General features: G+C 62.2%; 18 protein-coding genes. 10 read left to right on the forward strand and 8 right to left on the reverse strand.

Annotated elements, in window-relative coordinates:
• Window positions 1-197 precede the first annotated feature (197 nt).
• Together panB and panC are read left to right on the forward strand one after the other, a co-directional pair.
• Window positions 198-1037 (forward strand): 3-methyl-2-oxobutanoate hydroxymethyltransferase, encoded by an 840-nt coding sequence (gene panB / locus RFM98_RS06925; protein WP_320308174.1) that lies wholly within the window; start codon window positions 198-200, stop codon window positions 1035-1037.
• On the forward strand, window positions 1034-1885 hold the full coding sequence (panC, locus tag RFM98_RS06930; protein WP_320308175.1) for a pantoate--beta-alanine ligase: 852 nt from the start codon (window positions 1034-1036) through the stop codon (window positions 1883-1885). Before panB ends, panC begins: the two co-directional genes overlap by 4 nt.
• 102 nt (window positions 1886-1987) lie before the next feature.
• Here panC and RFM98_RS06935 read toward each other — a convergent pair whose 3' ends face one another.
• Window positions 1988-2638 (reverse strand): TetR/AcrR family transcriptional regulator, encoded by a 651-nt coding sequence (locus RFM98_RS06935; protein ID WP_320308176.1) that lies wholly within the window; start codon window positions 2636-2638, stop codon window positions 1988-1990.
• Window positions 2639-2719: 81 nt separating this feature from the next.
• Between RFM98_RS06935 and RFM98_RS06940 the strand changes: the two genes are divergently transcribed.
• Both RFM98_RS06940 and RFM98_RS06945 read left to right on the forward strand, forming a co-directional pair.
• On the forward strand, window positions 2720-3619 hold the full coding sequence (locus RFM98_RS06940; RefSeq protein WP_320308177.1) for an alpha/beta hydrolase: 900 nt from the start codon (window positions 2720-2722) through the stop codon (window positions 3617-3619).
• Window positions 3620-3622: 3 nt separating this feature from the next.
• On the forward strand, window positions 3623-4543 hold the full coding sequence (locus RFM98_RS06945) for an SDR family NAD(P)-dependent oxidoreductase (RefSeq protein WP_320308178.1): 921 nt from the start codon (window positions 3623-3625) through the stop codon (window positions 4541-4543).
• 237 nt (window positions 4544-4780) lie between these two features.
• Here the strand turns inward: RFM98_RS06945 and RFM98_RS06950 are convergent, their stop codons facing one another.
• From RFM98_RS06950 to gatB, 4 genes are all read right to left on the reverse strand, one after another.
• A complete protein-coding gene (locus RFM98_RS06950; RefSeq protein ID WP_320308179.1) occupies window positions 4781-4882 on the reverse strand; it encodes an SMR family transporter in 102 nt (33 codons plus the stop codon).
• Window positions 4883-4976: 94 nt separating this feature from the next.
• Window positions 4977-5675 (reverse strand): AIM24 family protein, encoded by a 699-nt coding sequence (locus tag RFM98_RS06955; protein ID WP_320308180.1) that lies wholly within the window; start codon window positions 5673-5675, stop codon window positions 4977-4979.
• A gap of 128 nt (window positions 5676-5803) precedes the next feature.
• Complete coding sequence (locus RFM98_RS06960) at window positions 5804-6292, reverse strand: GNAT family N-acetyltransferase (RefSeq protein ID WP_320308181.1); 489 nt, start codon at window positions 6290-6292, stop codon at window positions 5804-5806.
• Window positions 6293-6296: 4 nt separating this feature from the next.
• Window positions 6297-7796, reverse strand: coding sequence for an Asp-tRNA(Asn)/Glu-tRNA(Gln) amidotransferase subunit GatB (gene gatB / locus RFM98_RS06965; protein WP_320308182.1), 1500 nt, complete (start codon window positions 7794-7796; stop codon window positions 6297-6299).
• A 345-nt stretch (window positions 7797-8141) separates the two neighbouring features.
• Between gatB and RFM98_RS06970 the strand changes: the two genes are divergently transcribed.
• Window positions 8142-8444, forward strand: a complete 303-nt coding sequence (locus tag RFM98_RS06970; RefSeq protein WP_320308183.1) for a YjhX family toxin — start codon at window positions 8142-8144, stop codon at window positions 8442-8444.
• A gap of 54 nt (window positions 8445-8498) precedes the next feature.
• Here RFM98_RS06970 and RFM98_RS06975 read toward each other — a convergent pair whose 3' ends face one another.
• Complete coding sequence (locus tag RFM98_RS06975) at window positions 8499-8930, reverse strand: CBS domain-containing protein (protein ID WP_320214001.1); 432 nt, start codon at window positions 8928-8930, stop codon at window positions 8499-8501.
• Window positions 8931-9146: 216 nt separating this feature from the next.
• Window positions 9147-9884, reverse strand: a complete 738-nt coding sequence (locus RFM98_RS06980) for a rhomboid family intramembrane serine protease (RefSeq protein ID WP_320308573.1) — start codon at window positions 9882-9884, stop codon at window positions 9147-9149.
• Window positions 9885-10309: 425 nt separating this feature from the next.
• On the opposite strand from RFM98_RS06980, the gene RFM98_RS06985 reads away from it, so the two are divergent.
• The 5 genes from RFM98_RS06985 (at window position 10310) to RFM98_RS07005 (ending at window position 14273) form a co-directional block, all read left to right on the forward strand.
• Window positions 10310-10948: a PAS domain-containing protein gene (locus RFM98_RS06985; protein ID WP_320308184.1), complete on the forward strand. Its 639-nt coding sequence runs from the start codon at window positions 10310-10312 to the stop codon at window positions 10946-10948.
• Window positions 10949-11121: 173 nt separating this feature from the next.
• Complete coding sequence (locus tag RFM98_RS06990) at window positions 11122-11739, forward strand: PilZ domain-containing protein (protein ID WP_320308185.1); 618 nt, start codon at window positions 11122-11124, stop codon at window positions 11737-11739.
• A 248-nt stretch (window positions 11740-11987) separates the two neighbouring features.
• The gene (locus RFM98_RS06995) at window positions 11988-12593 is read left to right on the forward strand and encodes a transglutaminase-like cysteine peptidase (protein ID WP_320308186.1); all 606 of its coding nucleotides are present in this window, start codon (window positions 11988-11990) and stop codon (window positions 12591-12593) included.
• A 303-nt stretch (window positions 12594-12896) separates the two neighbouring features.
• Window positions 12897-13649: an NYN domain-containing protein gene (locus RFM98_RS07000; protein WP_320308187.1), complete on the forward strand. Its 753-nt coding sequence runs from the start codon at window positions 12897-12899 to the stop codon at window positions 13647-13649.
• A 72-nt stretch (window positions 13650-13721) separates the two neighbouring features.
• On the forward strand, window positions 13722-14273 hold the full coding sequence (locus RFM98_RS07005; RefSeq protein ID WP_320308188.1) for an ankyrin repeat domain-containing protein: 552 nt from the start codon (window positions 13722-13724) through the stop codon (window positions 14271-14273).
• 26 nt (window positions 14274-14299) lie between these two features.
• On the opposite strand, the gene RFM98_RS07010 is transcribed toward RFM98_RS07005, so the two are convergent.
• On the reverse strand, window positions 14300-14827 hold the full coding sequence (locus RFM98_RS07010) for a gamma carbonic anhydrase family protein (RefSeq protein ID WP_320213995.1): 528 nt from the start codon (window positions 14825-14827) through the stop codon (window positions 14300-14302).
• Window positions 14828-14840: the final 13 nt, after the last annotated feature.

Genomic DNA, 14840 nt, shown 5'->3' on the forward strand with positions numbered 1-14840 from the left:
GCAGCGGCTGCGCCTTTCTCCTGCTTATGGCGTTCCGCCAGCACGAAGGCAAGGGTTTTGCCATGGTGTGCGTATAGACGCTTCGTGCGCTAAATCGATACAGCCGTGCCGCGAGCCCCAGCGCGGCTTGCCAAGCGCTGCCTGTCTTTCTAAAGCTCGGCCAGCCCGTGTCGGGCGCGCCCTTGAGGGAGGTGACATTGACCCGGGATCCGTCCGCCGACAACCGGATCAACGCCGAAGACATTCGCCGCCGCAAGGGCGGCGTGCCGATCGTCTGCCTCACTGCCTACACCTACCCCATCGCCCGCCTGCTCGATCCGCATGTCGACCTGCTCCTGGTCGGCGACAGCGTCGCCATGGTCCTGCATGGCCACGCCACGACGCTCGGTGCCTCGCTGGAGATGATGATCGCCCACGGCCAGGCCGTGATGCGCGGCTCGGCCAAAGCCTGCGTCGTGGTCGACATGCCGGCCGGCAGCTATGAGACCTCACCGGCCCAGGCCGCGACGTCGGCGAGGCGTATCGTCGAGGAAACAGGCTGCCAGGCCGTGAAGCTCGAGGGCGGCGTCGACATGGCCGCCCAGATCGCGGCGATCGTCACGGAGGGAATACCGGTGATGGGCCATATCGGCCTGCAGCCGCAGTCGGTGGAGAAGGACGGCGGCTACAAGATCAAGGGCCGGACGCAGGACAATATCGCTGCCCTCTTGCGCGATGCCGAAGCGGTCGAAAAAGCCGGAGCCTTTTCCGTCGTCATAGAGGGCACGATGGAGGCCGTGGCTGCCAAGCTGACCCACCATATTTCCATACCGACCATCGGTATCGGCGCCAGTGCCGACTGCGACGGCCAGATCCTGGTGATCGACGACATGGTCGGCATGACCGTCGACCGCGTGCCGAAATTCGTCAAGGAATATGCGGACTTGCGCAGTGTGATCGCGGATGCGGCGGCGCGCTACGCCGCCGAGGTGCGCAGCCGCGCCTTTCCCAGCCCCGACCACGTCTTCACGACGGCAGCCGGCAAGGACGAGACATGAACGAGCCGATCGTCGTCGACAGCGTCACCGCCCTTCGCGCGCAGGTCCGGGACTGGCGGCAGGCCGGTCTCAAGGTCGCCATGGTGCCGACCATGGGCGCGCTGCATGACGGCCATATCTCGCTGGTCAGGATCGCGCTCGAACGGGCCGAGCGCTGCGTCGTCTCGATCTTCGTCAATCCGACCCAGTTCGCGCCGACGGAAGATCTCGACAAATATCCGCGCCAGCTGGCGCGCGACCTCGACCGGTTGCGGGATGCGGGCGCGCATCTCGCCTTCACGCCGGGCGTGACGGAAATGTACCCCGCCGGCTTCGCCACCAAGATCTCGGTTGGTGGACCCTCCGGCGGCCTCGAAACGGATTTCAGGCCGAGTTTCTTTGACGGCGTCGCGACCGTGGTGGCCAAGCTCTTCCTGCAGGCGGCACCCGATTGCGCCGTGTTCGGCGAGAAGGACTACCAGCAGCTTTGCGTCGTCAGGCAGCTCTGCCGCGATCTCGACCTCCCCGTCGAGATCATCGGCGCGCCGACCGTGCGCGACGCCCATGGCCTCGCCATGTCGTCGCGCAACGCCTATCTCGGCGAGGCCGAGCTCGAAATCGCGCGCAAGCTCAACCTAATCCTGCGCCGCACGGCGGCGGCGCTTTCAACCGGCGCGGATGAGGCCGCGGCCACCGAAGATGCGGCAAAGGCGCTTGTCTCCGCGGGCTTCCGGAAGGTCGACTATGTCGCCGCCCGCGCGAGCGTCACGCTCGAACCCTGGCAGCAGAACTTCAACGGCCGTCTGCTCGCGGCAGCCTGGCTTGGCACGACGCGGCTGATCGACAATGTGGAGATTCCCTCCGCCTGAGCGCCCGCGCCCGATCGGCTGCCGATCCGCGGGCCTGTCGCCGCAGGACGCGCCACCGAAGTTATCGGGTTGCTCATGCGTCACTGGAACACGCGGTGGGTTTCACACCCCGCGCTTCTTAAGGCCGTCGGTGAGAATCTTCATCACCGTGCCGAACATGGCGTCAATTTGCGCGGCGTCCGCCCGCAGGCTGTCGGTGCGCCACATCAGGCTCAATACGCCATTCATCATGGTCCATAGGGCGGTGGAAGTGAGTTCAGGGGCGAACCCGCCATCGATGACCGCCTCGTCAATGCCCCGGCGGATCAGGGCGCCCAACTTGGCATTTTGCTCCCGGATCAAGTTCGCGATCCGCGTCAGCGCCTCAGGCTCGTTCGGCGGCTCGACCAGGATGCGAAACTGGTGCGGGCGTTCCTTGGCGAAGTTGGTATAGGCCGCAGCCACCGCGTACAAGCGATCTTCCACCCCGCCCGGCGAGGCATACGCGGCGTCCATGTATTGCCGATTCTCTTCCAGCGCGCGCTCGGCCACGGCGATTAACAGCGCCGAGAGACCGCCGACCCGGTTGTATAGGGTCTGCACCGCCACGTCGGCACGTGTTGCGACCGCCTCCAGGGTGACCGCTTCGCGCCCCCCTTCCGCCAGCAAAGTCTCCGCAGCTTCCAGGATCGACAACCGGGTAGCCTTGGCCTTGCGCTGGCTTCGAGTCTCCTTTTCCCGGCCCGCTTCGTTCTTTATTGGATTGACTTCCATGTTTAGAACCTATTACAATATCGTGTTGCAATTTTGTCGATGACCCCTAATGTTCTCACACATCGACATATCGGGGGAAGAATGAGGCGCCGAGCGAACGTAGAGTTCTTTTCTGGCCAGCGAGGAGAGCGGTGCCGGGGCTGGCTTTATGAACCGGAGGGGAACGGGCCCTTCCCCGTCATTGTCATGGCGCACGGCCTGGGCGGCATCAAGGAGATGCGCCTGGATGCGTTTGCCGAACGCTTTTCCGACGCCGGCTACGCATGCTTGGTCTTCGACTACCGCAATTTCGGGGCGAGCGAGGGGGCTCCCCGGCAGTTGCTGGACATCGGCAAACAGTTGGAAGACTGGTCCAGCGCAATAGCCTTTGCACGGCAGCAGCCCAACCTAATGCGCAACAAGGTAGTCCTGTGGGGCACCTCCTTCGGCGGCGGCCATGTCATTGCCTCCGCCGCGCGCGACCAGAAAGTGGCGGCTGCCATTGCCCAATGTCCCTTCACCGACGGCATCGCCTCCGCCCTTGCGATGGATTTGCGCAGCAGCCTCAAAGTGACGGCGATGGCCATCTTGGACAAGCTGCGCGGCATAGTCGGAATGACACCCTTGATGGTGGCCACTTCCGGCCCGCCACATTCCGCCGCCCTCATGACCGCGCCCGACGCTCATGGCGGCTATCTGGCCCTGGTGCCGAGCGAATTTTCCTTCCGCAACCACGTCGCAGCGCGCTTCGCGGTGAACATCCTGCGCTACCGTCCCGGCCGCCGGGCAGCAAAGGTGTCCTGCCCGATTCTTTTCTGCATCTGCGAGACCGACTCTGTCGCGCCCGCCGGGCCGACCCAGCGCTATGCCAAGAAGGCGCCGCGCGGCGTAGTGTGCCTGTATCGGGCCGGCCATTTCGACATCTACGTCGGCGAAGCCTTCGAACGGGTGGTGGCCGATCAGCTCGATTTTCTCAAGCGCCATATCCCCCTGAAAGGATGAACCTTGTCGAAATATGATTTGATCAATCGGGTCGTGGCCATCACCGGCGCCACCGGCGGCTTAGGATCAGCGCTCGCCGCGGCACTGCTCGCCAAGGGCGCCCGCCTGGCATTGTTCGACCTGGACTTGGCCAAGGTCGAGGCGCAGGCAAAGACCTTGGGCGGCCTCTCCCTAGCCCGCGGCTGGACCGCCAACGTGCGCAGCATGGAGAGCCTGGAGGCGGCCATGGCGGAAGCCGCGGCGCATTTCGGCCACATCGACGTGGTGATCGCCAACGCAGGCATCGACACCATGGCGCCCATGGCCACGCTCAATCCGGAGGCATTCGAGCGCGTCATCGACATCAACCTTAACGGTGTCTGGCGCACCTTCCGCGCCGGCCTGCCTTATGTGCAGAAGCGGCAGGGCTACCTCTTGGGCGTTTCGTCGATGGCTGCCTTCGTCCATTCGCCGCTCCAGGCGTCCTACACTTCCAGCAAGGCAGGAGTTTGGGCCCTGTGCGACAGCGTCCGCCTGGAATTGCAGCATCTGGGAGTCGGCGTCGGCAGCGTGCATCCCACCTTTTTCCCCACACCGATGATGGACGACGTAGTGGCCGATCCCGCCGGCCGTGCCTTGTGGGGTGGAAATGACAAAGGCGTTTGGAAAATGGTTTCGCGCGAAGCAGTCGTGCGCGACATTGTGGCTGGCATCGAGCGGCGCGCGGACATGGTGGTCGTGCCCAAGCGAAATACCATCATCGCAAAAGCGCCCGGACTCTTTCGGCGCTTTATCGAGCGCGCCGGGTTCCGTGGCAAAAACATCCAGCAAGCCATCAAGCTGGCATCGTCCACCGGATGGAACTTGCCCGCAAAAGCTCATGGGGGTCATTCCGGCAATGTTGACGTATCGATGAGCCCCGCTAAGCGCAGCAGCGTTGGATGAATCGGCGAGGAGGTGAAGAGGCCTCATCGCGCCACGCACTCCGCCCAGCGCTCCCACGGAGCGAGGCCGGCTGTTTGTCAGCGGTTTATTTGTAGGCAGTCTATCAAACACGCCTGTCCGGCAGGAATTGATACCCCTGATACGCCGAGCTAGACGCCTTCCTGCAGCTGCAAGCCACGATTCCCACGACTACTAGAGCAATGCGATCAGCTGTCCTGGCAGGATGGGCTCATGGAACTAGACGATACCGACCAACGCCGCTCCCACTGCACCCATTCCTGCCCATACCGCATAAGCAGCCCCAAGGGTAAGACCTTTAATGTGAAGGTCATTTGCCACGGCTGATCGACAATGTGGAGATCCCCTCCGCCTGACCGCTCGCGACCCGATCGGCTGCCGATTCGCGAGCTGTCGCCGCGGGGCTCCGCAACGCCTACTCTTCCGACGGCATGTGCAGATACATCGACTGGATGCCGACGCGGCCAGGACCGGTGAAGCGGTTGACGACGAAGTTCATGTTGGCGCCGAAGAAGCCGCTGGAAAGGCGGTCGATCCTGGTGTTCATCCTGACCGAGGCATCCTTGAACAGCCAGCCGCCCGGCTCGATGTCGATGGTCTCGCCGGCCGCCAGCATCTTTTCGAAGACGTTGCCGTAGCCATGCAGCCAGACGATGCCGTCGCCGGTCTCGCCACGGAAGCGGTCGATGAAGAAGCCGCTCTGGCCGAACAGCATCGTCCCAAGGCCACGCACGCGCTCGAAGGTGTAGTCGACGCTGGCGGTGGCGGCGAGAAACTGGTGCTCGCGCACCTGGATCTCCTCGCCGCGCCGAAGATGGATCGGCACGATATGGCCCGGGCCGTCACGGCTGAACGCGATGACGCCCGGCCCTGACGCTTCGGTGACGAAAATCTGCATGCCGGCGATCATGCGCTTCAGCGCGCCCTTCAGCGATTTCAGCCCGATCGTGATCGTGGTGTTCTTCCACAACAGGATGTGATGCTCGAAATAGACCGGCATGTTGGTCACATCGACCGACAGCACCGGCACCAGTTCGCCGGCGACGTGATAGGTCACGCCGCCAAAAGTCTCGTCCGACACCTCGGTCGGCATCAGTTCTGGCAAGCTCGGCATGGTTGTCCCCCTAGCGGGCAACGCCCTGCCTTATGGAGGGTACGGCGCCGGCGAGAGCAGCCTTGATCATCTGGATCGGCGCGATCAAATCAAAACCGCGCGATGAAATAGGGATGCTCGCCGGCGATCTAGCCGAGCCGCTTTTCCAGGATAAGCGCGGGCAATCCCGAACTGCCGCCGCAATCCGCTGTCCTGCCTACCGGCCGGAACCCGTTCGCCTCATAGAAGATGATCGCCGCGGCATTCGCCTCCTCGACCTCGAGGCGCAGCGTACGCATCTCGGGAAAACTGGCCACGACTTCGGCGAGCAGCGACTGTCCAATCCCTTGTCGTTGACAGGCCGGATGCACGTAGAGTTGGTTCAGGAGGACTGTCTTCGGGTCGGTGGTGGCGGCGGCGAAAGCCATGCCGCCAAGCCGCTTGCCGTCGTCGGCTACCAGGAACTCGGAATTCGGCCGCGTCAGCCGTGCCTTGAGCGCGGCGATCGAATGCCAACCGTCGGTGATCGCAGTAACCCGCTCGACGCCGTAGATGGCGTCATAGGTCGCGTGCCAGGTCTCGACCAGCAGCGCCCGGATGGCGCCCAGATCACGCTCGCTGGCGGTGCGGACGAACACTGCCCTATTCGATGCCGAGCTTGGCCTTGACGAGGTCGTTGACCGCCTGCGGGTTGGCCTTGCCGCCTGTGACCTTCATCACCTGGCCGACGAACCAGCCGGCCATGGTCGGCTTGGCGCGCGCCTGCTCGGCCTTGTCCGGGTTGGCGGCGATGACCTCGTCGACCGCCTTCTCGATGGCGCCGGTGTCGGTGACCTGCTTCATGCCGCGGCTCTCGACGAGCTCGCGCGGATCGCCGCCTTCGTTCCAGACGATCTCGAACAGGTCCTTGGCGATCTTGCCGGAGATGGTGCCTTCCTTGATCAGGTCGATGACGGCACCGAGCTGCTCAGGTGAAAGCGGAGCATTTTCAATGTCCTTGCCGGCTTTGTTCAGGGCGCCGAGCAAGTCGTTGATAACCCAGTTGGCGGCGAGCTTGCCGTCGCGACCCGAAGCCACCTTCTCGAAATAGTCGGCGATCGGCTTTTCCGACACCAGCACCGAGGCGTCGTAGGTCGACAGGCCGAGCGACGAAATCAGCCGCGCCTTCTTGTCGTCGGGCAGTTCCGGCAGGTCCTTGCCGAGCGCTTCGACATAGGCCTGGTCGAATTCCAGCGGCAAAAGATCCGGATCCGGGAAGTAGCGATAGTCATGCGCTTCTTCCTTGGAGCGCAGCGAGCGCGTCTCGCCCTTGCTCGGATCGAACAGCCGCGTCTCCTGATCGATCTTGCCGCCGTCCTCGAGGATGGCGATCTGCCGGCGCGCTTCGGATTCGATCGCCTGGCCGATGAAGCGGATCGAGTTGACGTTCTTGATCTCGCAGCGCGTGCCGAAGGCGCCGCCCGGGCGCCGCACAGAGACATTGACGTCGGCGCGCAACGAACCCTCGTCCATGTTGCCGTCGCAAGTGCCGAGATAGCGCATGATGGTGCGCAGTTTCGTCACATAGGCCTTGGCCTCGTCGGCCGAGCGGATGTCGGGCTTGGAGACGATCTCCATCAGCGCGACGCCGGAGCGGTTGAGATCGACATAGGACATGGTCGGATGCTGGTCATGCATCGACTTGCCGGCGTCCTGTTCCAGATGCAAGCGCTCGATGCCGACCTCGATATCCTCGAATTCGCCCTGGCGGTCGGGCCCTACCGAGACGGTCACCTTGCCCTCGCCGACGATCGGCTGCTTGAACTGCGATATCTGGTAGCCCTGCGGCAGGTCCGGATAGAAATAATTCTTCCGGTCGAAGACCGACTTGTGGTTGATCTCGGCTTTCAGCCCGAGCCCGGTGCGGATCGCCTGCTTGACGCATTCCTCGTTGATGACCGGCAGCATGCCGGGCATCGCCGCGTCGACCAGGCTGACATTGGCGTTGGGCGCGGCGCCGAATGAGGTCGAGGCGCCGGAGAAAAGCTTGGCCTCCGAGATCACTTGCGCATGCACTTCGAGCCCGATGATGATCTCCCAGTCGCCGGTGGCGCCGGGGATCAGACGTTTTGCGTCGGGGGTGCGGGTGTCGATGATGCTCATGGAGTGCCTGCGTATCTTAGAATTCGCGAATATGCGCAAACGGATAATTTGACGAGCAACTTCGCTAGTGCAAACCGCCTTGCGAGACAAGCGCAAAGCCCACTCGCTGGCCTTTTCCGCCACGTTCGCCTATAGGACGCCCATCCCAATGGAGAGTGGATGTCCACTTACGCTCAGTCCCGGTGAAGCCCTGACCTCGTAGCGAGGCAGGGCAGAAAAACCTGAAACCCCGTGCCGCGATGTCTCGCGGCGGCGGCTTTTGTTGTTTTTCCCGGGACTTTCCTCAAATGGACATTTCGCGCAGCGCATGACCCCGAAAATCGGAACTGATTTTCGGAAAGGATCATGCGCCAACTAAAAGTGCCACAGCGTCCTTGGCGCGTCCAAGAGGACGCGCGGCGCTGTGGGACACAGCGCATCCTGCACCTGCTCGCGCAAGGCGGGCGTATCGAAATCGAAAAGAACGAAAGCAGGAAGATCGCCTCGGTCCGGTGCCTGACCCGAGACGGCTGGCGCTATCCGGGCTTCGATCTGGAGCTGTTTCGAAAACTGAGGCGGAAGAAGGCCGTCTCATCGATCGATGGCGGGCCCTACCGCATCACCCGGCGCGGGCTCGAGCTCGTCCGCGCCGAACTCGACAACCGATAGAACGCGCCACACGCCGCCGGCTGGAAACAGCCGGCGGTTTTCTCGCCGTGCCCGCTAGGCGGTGGCGATGTAGGCCCTGATCTCCTCGGCTTCGCGCTCGACATCCTCGATGCGGCGCTTGACCACGTCGCCGATGGAGACGATGCCGTCGAGCATACCGCCCTTTTCCACCGGCAAATGGCGGAATCGGCCCTTCGTCATGATCTCCATGACCTCGTTGACGGTGTGGCTTTCGTTGCAGATCTTGACCTTTGGCGTCATCGCGGAGCGCACGGCTATGTCGAGCGCGGCGGCGCCCTCCTTGGCCACCACCCGCACGATGTCGCGCTCCGAGAGAATGCCGACGATCTTGCGGTCGCCATTGGTGATGACGAGCGCGCCGACCCGATGCTCGGCCAGCATGCGAATGGCCTCGCTGAGTTTTTCATTGGGCCCGAGCGTGAACACGTCATGGCCCTTGCTTTCAAGAATTGCCTTAACCGTCATGGCGTCCTCCACTGCCTTTGACGCCGGCTCATGCCCTGACCGGCTTTCCGCCCCGGCGCCTTAGGAAGACACCGGGTGGCTTAAAGCGCGTCGAAGCGCGCTTTAAGTTTGTGTTTTGATGCATGTCGTCCTCCCAAAACCGCTACACACTTTTGGGCAACATGCACTAGCAACATCGTGCGCCGTCATTGGTTGCATTTCAAGTGGAAGCGGGTCTCAGACCGCAGGCAATGGACGGTCGAAAAAACGCAGCCCGAAAAAGCCGGCGACGAAGCCGCCGATATGGGCTTCCCAAGCGATCTGGCCGTCGATACCCGGCGCGAAGCCGAGCAGACCGGTAGCCAGATTTATGAGCATCCAGACGCCCAGAAAGGTCATGACGCCACGCGAGCGCAAAACGGCCGCGATCGGCAAGGGTTCGCCGGCGAAGGCCGCCGTGCCGGACGAGCGGTCGACGTGGAAGCCATAGCGCGCCGCCGCGCCCATCATTCCTGAAATGGCGCCGGACGCGCCGACCAGCGGTACCTCGCCATACGGGTGCATTGCCCAGAACAGAGCGACCGAGGCCAGCCCCGTCACGGCGTAGAACACCGCGAATCGTAGCGCACCGAGACGATTGGCGAGCGGCGAACCGAAGGCAGCAAGCCAGATCATGTTGATGGCGATGTGGGCAACGCTCCCATGCATGAACGCATAGGTGAACGGACGAGTGAACAGGAACCAGTCGAAGCCGTATTGGCCGGTGTACAGCACCGGAATAAAGGCCCCGTCATAGAGCAGCGTCATTTGCTGCGCTTCGTTCAGCACATATTGCTGCAGCAGATAGACGGCCGCGCAAATGCTGATCACCGCAAGCACCACCCGCGGCAAGTTGAACACAGGCTCGCGGCGCGGTTCCGGCGCCTCTTCATCCGGCTGCGGTTCGGTTTCAGTGGGGCTTACCGGTTCGCTCATGCGCCCTTGCAGGATTGGGACTCGGGGTTTTCGGCGAGCATGTAGATCACGCCCGTTCGAATCACAAACAGCGAATCGCCACAGCTGCCGAGCGGAAAGGGAGCGAATCAGACCGGGACGAATCAAAAAGAAGGCCGTCCAGGATTTCCCTGAACGGCCGGTCGAGTCCCCTGCTCCCCATAAACTCGTGACTGAAGTGCTGCCGATCGCTGCGAGAACGACCGTTTTGGAGTGGTTTTGATGTGCCACAGGCTTCAGCGGCGCGCAATGTAAACCATTTGTTAACCTTAACGACCCCGAGGCGTGAACAAACGTTAACGATACTGGCACGCATCCTGCTCCGCACCGCATGAAGGTCATCGGAGGGCGCCCTGTCTGTTCGCCGATGGGACATCAAAAGACAGATTGTGCGGAGCGGAACGGAAATGAATGAAAAAGGATCGGTCGCGCTGTTCCAATATTGGAACCGGCTGCGTGATGGTCGCCTCGCCCCTAAGCGATCGGAGGTGGAACCGGCTGACATCAAGTCGCTTTTGGCCGACACCTTCATCCTCGAGCGCGATACGCGTGGCGAAGCGGTGTTCCGGCTGGCCGGCACGAGGCTCTGCGCCTATTACGGCCGCGAGCTCAAGGGCTTCTCCTTTCCTTCGCTCTGGCGCGAGAAGGACCAGCGGCTGGTGTCGCGGCTCATGCAGGGCGTCTTCCATCAGAAATCAGTCCTGCTCATGACTTATGAGGGGTTCAGCCGCAACGGCCGCTCCAACGGATTCGAGATCCTGGCGCTGCCGCTAGACGGAGGCGCCGAGAACCCGCGCTGCCTCGGCATCATCAGCACCGCCGACAAGCCGTTCTGGCTGGGCGCCGACCCGCTCGCCGATGCGCTCATCGACACGATCCGGGTGATAGACCCCGAGAAGGAGCCGATGTTCCTGAAGAACCGGCCGGCGATCGAGGTTCCCTCGCTCGTTCCGTCCGAATTCGATCCCCCGGAAACCATTTCGGCGCTCGGCCGCGCGCGCCGCATCCGCCACCTCGTCGTCCTCGACGGCGGGCGTCATGAATGAGCTCAGCCGCGCGCGGCTTTTGCCTCGCTCGCGGCTGGTTTTTCCACCTTTTACCAGCCTTCGGGCTTAGGCTTTCGTGGCCGATTTTTCCCGTTTGTTAACCTGCTTCGCTGTAGTTTTTGGGTGAAATTCCTCGCATCGTCGCGCGGAATGCCAACGGGGTGTAGGCAGTCATGAGGTCAGCGGCGGTAGAATATGCGCCGTCACGTGCTGAGCGGCGCAACTTTCAGCGTGTCCGGGTCAAGATTTACGGGCGTTTTATGCTGGAAGACCGCACCGAGCATCCATGCCAGGTTATCGATATGTCGCCCGGCAATGTTGCGCTGCGCACTGATCGCATCGGCATGCCGGGCGAGAAGGTCATCGCCTATATCGATCATATCGGCCGCGTCGAAGGCGTCGTGACGCGCACGTCGCAGGACGGTTTCGCCATGACCGTCATCGCCTCCGAGCGCAAGAAGGACAAGCTTGCCGCGCAGCTCACCTGGCTTGCCAACAAGCATGAACTCGACCTGCCCGAGGATCGCCGCCACGAGCGCGTGGCGCCACGCAATCCGATGAGCGTCCTGCAGCTCACCGACGGGCGCCAGTATCAGTGCCGCATCATCGACCTGTCGCTTTCCGGCGCGGCGATCGAGATCGACGTCAAGCCGGCGATCGGCATCCAGGTCATGCTCGGAACGATGCGCGGCCAGGTGGTGCGCCATTTCGAGGATGGCGTCGCCATAGAGTTCGCCGTCATCCAGCGGCCGGAAACGCTCGATCAGGAATTCAACGCGCCGCGGTCCTGACACGACCGCACCGCAGGCGCGAAAGCGAACCGGCCGTCAAGGCCGGTTTTTTGTTGCGGCCCGGACGCAGACCGCTTGGCGCGCCATCAGGATCTCGTGCGAGCCGCGTAAAAACTGAATAATCCCGGATCGCGATAGCTCAAATTTTATGTTTATTCTATTGGCGTTTTACTCAATGTCTACTTCGGGTTTTTGCGTCAAATAAATCCCAACGTGGCACAGTCTTCTCAAACGGGGAGACTACCACAATGAAAATGACGAGGGGCAAGCTGTTGCTCTTGGCAATGGCGATGCAGCTTTCCGCGTGGGGAACGGCAAGCGCAGCACCGGCTTTCATGCATACGGGTGGCCGCACCACCCAGCCGGTCGGTCACTACGATCTCTGTCAGCGCATCCCGGTCGAATGCAACGAGCGGACACCGAAGGGGGCTCCTGTCGAGCTGACGCGCAAGCTGTGGGCGACGATCGTCAACGTCAATAATTCGGTCAACACCCGCGTCAAGCCGCGCACCGACATGGAGATCTACGGTGTCGAGGAATACTGGGCCTACCCCGACAAGGGTTATGGCGACTGCGAGGACTATGGGCTGGAGAAGCGCCGGGAGCTGATGGCGGCGGGTGTTCCGGCCGGCAATTTGTTGATGACGGTGGTGCGCCAGCCGAATGGCGACGGCCATGCCGTGCTGACCGTGCGCACCAGCCTCGGCGAATTCATTCTCGACAATCTCGAGCCGAAAGTGCTCGCCTGGAACGATACGGTCTACACCTATCTCAAGCGTCAATCGACTGAGAATTCGGGCGTTTGGGTCACCATCAACGACGGCCGCGACGACGCCGTCGCCAGCGTCCGCTAGGACGCGAGAGCATGTCGCCCTTCAGCGCATGGCGGTTTAGGGCAGAGGCATGCATGAAGCGGTCAAGCGCGCCGCATTGATGCGGCGCGCTTAGGGAGAAAGCCCGGTCGAGTCCCCACCCTCCCCGTCCCCAACGACCGGGTTTTAGGAGCCGGCCCCTGTCCCCGGGGCCGGCTCCGCTATTTCTGGCGAACGGATTCGACGGCACCATCATCGGTTGCTATCTTCGCCGTCAGCTGCCGGCGCGAATGCAGCTGCGGCAACCGCGGGTATTGCACAATAGAAGCGAACCGAAAGCGTTGAATGCCGACCGAGCCCAGATCCCCGCGCCTTGCCGTTCTTATCGATGCCGACAATGCCCCGGCGAAAATCGTCGATGGCTTGTTTGAAGAAATCGCAAAGATTGGCGAAGCCAGCGTCCGCCGCATCTACGGAGACTTTTCAAGCACCAGATCGAAGGGGTGGGCGGACGTTCTTTCGAAATATGCCATTATCCCGCAACAACAGTTTGCTTACACGACGGGAAAGAACGCATCCGATATCACCCTGGTGATCGATGCCATGGACATGCTTCACAGCGGCCGCTTTGACGGGTTCTGCTTGGTTTCGTCCGACAGTGATTTTACCAGGCTTGCAGCCCGAATCCGCGAACAGGGCGTCGATGTTTTCGGCTTCGGAGAGCAGAAAACACCGGAAAGCTTCCGGCAAGCATGTCGCCGCTTCGTCTACACTGAGAACCTCCTTCCCGGCGCGGTGAATCCTCAGGACGCAGCCCCGGCTGCAAAGCCGCTTCAGTCGCCAAGCGCCGCTGCGCCGATACTCAAGAAAGTCATACGCCAAATGGAGAGCGAGGATGGATGGGTCCTGCTCGGCACCTTCGGCAAACAGCTTTCAAACTTGTTCTCCGATTTCGATCCTCGCACCTATGGCTTCGGCAAACTCAGCGACCTCGTGAGGAAGACAGCGGAATTCGAAATCGAGACATCGAAGAGCGGCGCCATGCGGATACGGCTGAAGCCCAGGCCGATGAAAGGATCAAAGAACAAAACCGGATAAAACCGGAGACCACTGTTCAGCTTCCCAAGACTGATCGATCTAAGCACTATCTTGCTTTTCGGACCACTGACTATGCTGGAGATACCTAAGGACCGCTGCGAGCGTCATCGGCTTTTCAAGGCCATCGATGACGCCTTCAAGGCCGGAGATTTCGAGGCCTTGGGAACGGCGCTTGGCGGTTCAGCGCACTGGTTCGACGAGAGGATGCCGTTCGAGCTCGGCCTTGGCCATCCGCTGGAATATGCCGTCTACTGGAGCCCGGCCCCGTTCATCACCGCCTTGCTCGATGCCGGCTCGAACCCGAATTATGAGGATCTTGCCGGATTTCCCTCGATCATTGCCGCGTTGTCGACGGAACGGCCAGACCGGCTGGACGTCATTCGTATCCTGCTCGAGCATGGCGCCGACCCCGATATGCGCGGCGTGAACGATTGGACGCCGCTCCACTATGCGGTGTCCCGGCGTGACACTGACGCGATCCGCCTGCTGCTCCTCTCAGGCGCGGACCCGTCGCTGAGGACCCGCATCGACGACTATGAAACGGCGCTGGAAGGCGCGGAGCGCGCCGGCTTCGAAGCCGGTGCTTCCGTGCTGCGTGAAGCGATGGACAGCCGCCGCGTCTGATGGATGCGCGAAGCAGCTCGCCGCTGTCAAACTGTCTTCAGTTTGGCTTTGAAGCGTTTGGCGTTGGCCACATAGTGGGCGGCCGAGACGCGCAGGCGCTCGATCGCAGCAGCGTCCAGCGTCCTTATCACCTTGGCGGGCGAGCCGACGATCAGCGAATTGTCCGGGAAAACCTTGTTTTCCGTCACCAGGGCGCCGGCCCCGACCAGCGAGTTGTTGCCGATCCTGGCGCCGTTCAGCACGATGGCGCCCATGCCGATCAGGCTGTTGTCGCCGATCGTGCAGCCATGCAACAGCGCCCTGTGGCCGATCGTGCAGCCTTCGCCGATCGTCAGCGGAAAGCCCGGATCGGTATGCATGACCGTATGTTCCTGCACATTGGTGTCCGCGCCGATCGTGATGGGCTCATTGTCGCCGCGGATGACGACACCGAACCAAAAGCCGGCGTGGCGGCCAATCCTGATATCGCCGATCAGCGTCGCGTCCGGCGCAATCCAGTTCGTATCGGCGTCCTCGAACCGGGGCACTTTCCCATCGATCGCATAGACCGGCATTTTCGTCTCCGAA

The sequence above is a fragment of the Mesorhizobium australafricanum genome, from assembly GCF_033977265.1.
GTDB lineage: Bacteria > Pseudomonadota > Alphaproteobacteria > Rhizobiales > Rhizobiaceae > Mesorhizobium > Mesorhizobium australafricanum.

Coding starts and splice junctions, on each gene's coding strand:
- panC (WP_320308175.1), top strand. CDS start 1,034: ATGAACGAGCCGATCGTCGTCGACAGCGTCACCGCCCTTCGCGCGCAG.
- RFM98_RS06935 (WP_320308176.1), bottom strand. CDS start 2,638: ATGGAAGTCAATCCAATAAAGAACGAAGCGGGCCGGGAAAAGGAGACT.
- RFM98_RS06940 (WP_320308177.1), top strand. CDS start 2,720: ATGAGGCGCCGAGCGAACGTAGAGTTCTTTTCTGGCCAGCGAGGAGAG.
- RFM98_RS06955 (WP_320308180.1), bottom strand. CDS start 5,675: ATGCCGAGCTTGCCAGAACTGATGCCGACCGAGGTGTCGGACGAGACT.
- gatB (WP_320308182.1), bottom strand. CDS start 7,796: ATGAGCATCATCGACACCCGCACCCCCGACGCAAAACGTCTGATCCCC.
- RFM98_RS06970 (WP_320308183.1), top strand. CDS start 8,142: ATGCGCCAACTAAAAGTGCCACAGCGTCCTTGGCGCGTCCAAGAGGAC.
- RFM98_RS06975 (WP_320214001.1), bottom strand. CDS start 8,930: ATGACGGTTAAGGCAATTCTTGAAAGCAAGGGCCATGACGTGTTCACG.
- RFM98_RS06980 (WP_320308573.1), bottom strand. CDS start 9,884: ATGAGCGAACCGGTAAGCCCCACTGAAACCGAACCGCAGCCGGATGAA.
- RFM98_RS06985 (WP_320308184.1), top strand. CDS start 10,310: ATGAATGAAAAAGGATCGGTCGCGCTGTTCCAATATTGGAACCGGCTG.
- RFM98_RS06990 (WP_320308185.1), top strand. CDS start 11,122: ATGAGGTCAGCGGCGGTAGAATATGCGCCGTCACGTGCTGAGCGGCGC.
- RFM98_RS06995 (WP_320308186.1), top strand. CDS start 11,988: ATGAAAATGACGAGGGGCAAGCTGTTGCTCTTGGCAATGGCGATGCAG.
- RFM98_RS07000 (WP_320308187.1), top strand. CDS start 12,897: ATGCCGACCGAGCCCAGATCCCCGCGCCTTGCCGTTCTTATCGATGCC.
- RFM98_RS07005 (WP_320308188.1), top strand. CDS start 13,722: ATGCTGGAGATACCTAAGGACCGCTGCGAGCGTCATCGGCTTTTCAAG.
- RFM98_RS07010 (WP_320213995.1), bottom strand. CDS start 14,827: ATGCCGGTCTATGCGATCGATGGGAAAGTGCCCCGGTTCGAGGACGCC.